The 3,239-nt window shown below is 69.1% G+C and carries 3 protein-coding genes and 1 pseudogene; 2 read left to right on the forward strand and 2 right to left on the reverse strand.

The window, feature by feature from the left end; translation table 11 throughout:
* Nucleotides 1-643: DUF1707 and DUF4190 domain-containing protein (locus WA805_RS24295; RefSeq protein ID WP_425243487.1), on the forward strand; the 643-nt coding region annotated here is incomplete at its 5' end.
* A 21-nt stretch (nucleotides 644-664) separates the two neighbouring features.
* Here WA805_RS24295 and lepA read toward each other — a convergent pair.
* Nucleotides 665-2,569: a translation elongation factor 4 gene (lepA, locus tag WA805_RS24300; protein ID WP_425243488.1), complete on the reverse strand. Its 1,905-nt coding sequence runs from the start codon at nucleotides 2,567-2,569 to the stop codon at nucleotides 665-667.
* A gap of 159 nt (nucleotides 2,570-2,728) precedes the next feature.
* On the opposite strand from lepA, the gene rpsT reads away from it, so the two are divergent.
* Nucleotides 2,729-2,998: a 30S ribosomal protein S20 gene (rpsT, locus tag WA805_RS24305; protein ID WP_422278354.1), complete on the forward strand. Its 270-nt coding sequence runs from the start codon at nucleotides 2,729-2,731 to the stop codon at nucleotides 2,996-2,998.
* Between the two features lie 28 nt (nucleotides 2,999-3,026).
* Here rpsT and WA805_RS24310 read toward each other — a convergent pair.
* A pseudogene (locus WA805_RS24310) lies at nucleotides 3,027-3,239 on the reverse strand (DNA polymerase III subunit delta); the annotation flags it as partial.

Here is a 3,239-nt window from a genome sequence, read left to right on the forward strand (position 1 = left end):
GCCGACTGTCCCGCACGGGCAGCCGGCGGGGCCGCCAGTTCCGTACCCGCCGCCGATGCCTGGCTACGGGCCGCCGTCGTACGGACCGCCGTCGTACGGGCCGCCCCCGTACGGGCCGCCGGTGCCGTACACGCCCGCGCCGTACGCGCATCCGCGGGTGCCGGGGCCGCCGGGATACGCCCAGCCGGGGATGCGCGCCGCGTCGGCCGACCGGGACCGGACGATCGACGTGCTGACCGCCGCGTACGGCGAAGGGCGGCTGACCAAGGAGGAGTTCGACACGCGCTGCTCGCGCGTGCTGTCGGCGAAGACCTACGCCGACCTGGGCGCCGTGGTCGCCGACCTGCCGGCCGGGCCGTTCAGCGCGGTGGCGCCCTATCACCCGGGCTACTACCCGGTGCCGCAGCCGCCGACGAGCGGGGTGGCCGTCGCGTCGCTGATCTGCGCGATCGCCGAATTCTTCACGCTCGGCATCGCCGCCGTGCCCGCGGTCATCCTCGGCCACGTGGCGCGCGCGAACATCAAGCGGACCGGGGAGCGCGGCGACGGGCTGGCCATCGCCGGGCTCGTCCTCGGCTACCTCGGGATCGCCTGCTGGGCGCTGTTCCTCGTCGTGCTGCTGGCCGCGTCCAGCCAGCGCTGACGCCTTTCCCTGGGCGGTTTGTTACCGCCGGCTGGCGGTGTCCGACTGCGTGGTGGACAGGGCGGCGACGAAGGCTTCCTGCGGGACTTCGACGCGGCCGATCGTCTTCATCCGCTTCTTGCCTTCCTTCTGCTTCTCGAGCAGCTTCCGCTTGCGGGTGATGTCACCGCCGTAGCACTTGGCGAGGACGTCCTTTCGCAGGGCGCGGATGTTCTCCCTGGCGATGATCCGTGACCCGACCGCGGCCTGGATCGGCACCTCGTACTGCTGGCGCGGGATCAGTTCCTTGAGCTTGGCGGTCATCGCCAGGCCGTACTCGCGGGCCTTGTCGGCGTGCACGATCTGGCTGAACGCGTCCACCGGCTGGCCCTGCAGCAGGATGTCGACCTTGACCAGGTTGGCCTCCTGCTCGCCGGCCGGCTCGTAGTCCAGGCTCGCGTAGCCCCTGGTCCTGGATTTGAGCTGGTCGAAGAAGTCGAAGATGATCTCCGCGAGCGGCATCGTGTACCGGATCTCCACCCGGTCGGTCGACAGGTAGTCCATGGCGAGCAGCGCGCCACGGCGGCTCTGGCACAGCTCCATGATCGTGCCGATGTAGTCGCTCGGGGAGATGATCGTGGCCCGCACCACGGGCTCGTAGACCGCCTGGATCTTGCCGCCGGTGTTGCCCTTCGGGTTCTGGCCCGCGGCGGAGTAGCCGTCGATGCCGCCCGGGAAGTCGCTGGGGTTGGTCACCCGGAGCTCGCGGCCGCTTTCCATGACGACGCGGTAGACGACGTTCGGGGCGGTGGAGATGAGCGACAGGTCGAACTCGCGCTCCAGCCGCTCCCTGACGATCTCCATGTGCAGCAAGCCGAGGAACCCGCAGCGGAACCCGAAGCCGAGCGCGGTGCTCGTCTCCGGCTCGTAGACCAGCGCGGCGTCGTTGAGCCTGAGCTTGTCGAGGGCATCTCTTAGTTCCGGGTACTCGTCGCCGTCGACCGGGTACAGGCCGGAGAACACCATCGGCCTGGGGTTGTCGTAGCCAGCGAGGGCTGCTGCGGCCGGCTTGCTGGCGCTGGTGATCGTGTCGCCGACCCGCGCCTGGCGGACGTCCTTGACGCCGGTGATGAGGTAGCCGACCTCGCCGGCGCCGAGGCCGTCGGCCGGGAGCGGCTCCGGGGAGATGACCCCGAGCTCGAGGGTCTCGTGCACGGCCTGGGTGGACATCATCAGCACGCGCTCGCGCTTGCTGAGGTGCCCGTCCATGACCCGCAGGTAGGTGACAACGCCGCGGTAGGTGTCGTAGACCGAGTCGAAGATCATTGCTCTCGCCGGGGCGTCGGGGTCGCCGTGCGGCGGCGGGACCTGCCCGACGATCGTGTCGAGCAGGTCCTTGACGCCCTCGCCCGTCTTGGCGGACACCCGCATGACCTCGGCCGGGTCGATGCCGATGATCGCGGCGATCTCGCTCGCGTACCGCTCGGGCTGCGCCGCGGGCAGGTCGATCTTGTTCAGCACCGGGATGATCTTCAGGTCAGCGTCGAGCGCGAGGTAGAGGTTGGCGAGCGTCTGCGCCTCAATGCCCTGCGCGGCGTCCACCAGCAGGACGGCGCCCTCGCAGGCGGCGAGGCTCCTCGATACCTCGTAGCTGAAGTCGACGTGGCCGGGCGTGTCGATGAGGTTGAGCACGTAGTCCTGGCCCTGGTTGTTCCAGGGCAGCCGGACGGCCTGGCTCTTGATCGTGATGCCGCGCTCGCGCTCGATGTCCATCCGGTCCAGGTACTGGGCGCGCATCTGCCGGCCCTCGACGACGCCGGTCAGCTGCAGCATGCGGTCGGCCAGCGTGGACTTGCCGTGATCGATGTGCGCGATAATGCAGAAATTGCGGATCACGGCCTGGTCCGTACGGGCAGGCGCAGGTACCGGCCTGGCCGGAACGCTCATTGAAACCTTGCTTCCCACTATGGTTTGAGGAACAGCCGATAGCTCGGATATCCTTCGTCAGCGCGCCGTCGTTTTCCCGCCGGTCGCCGTCTGGGCACCGACCGCGGCCGGTGACGCTCCCCAATGACTTTAATGGACAAGCTGTGAGGATCTTTACGCGTGGCGAACATCAAGTCGCAGATCAAGCGCATCAAGCAGAACGAGAAGGCGCACCAGCGTAACAAGGCGGTCAAGTCTGAGCTGCGCACGTACGTGCGGAAGTTCCGCGAGGCTGTTGACGCGGGGAACGCCGAGGAGGCGACCGCGGCGATGCAGGCTGCCTCGCGCAAGCTTGACAAGGCAGTGAGCAAGGGCGTCATCCACAAGAACCAGGCCGCGAACCGCAAGTCCGCGATCGCCAAGCGGCTGTCGGAGCTGCAGGACGCCTGAGGGCGCTGCGTGGCGGGCCGCTTGGAGTTCAGCGGCCCGCTCCCGCACGGTAGGCGACGATCCGCCTGACAGCGCGCTCCAGCGCGTAGTCCGCGCTCACGCTGTCGCCTTTGACCTGAGCGTCCGCTTCGGCGACCGCCTGCAGCGCGCGCGCCACCCCGTCCGGGTGCCAGCCGCGCAGCTGCTGCCGCACCCGGTCGATCTTCCACGGCGGCGCGCCTACCTCGGCGGCGAGCGCCAC

The sequence above is a fragment of the Trebonia sp. genome (assembly GCF_049794275.1).
GTDB lineage: Bacteria > Actinomycetota > Actinomycetes > Streptosporangiales > Streptosporangiaceae > Trebonia.

Bases quoted from the DNA above. Each gene is read 5' to 3' on its own strand.
- lepA (WP_425243488.1), bottom strand. From the start codon at position 2,569: ATGAGCGTTCCGGCCAGGCCGGTACCTGCGCCTGCCCGTACGGACCAG.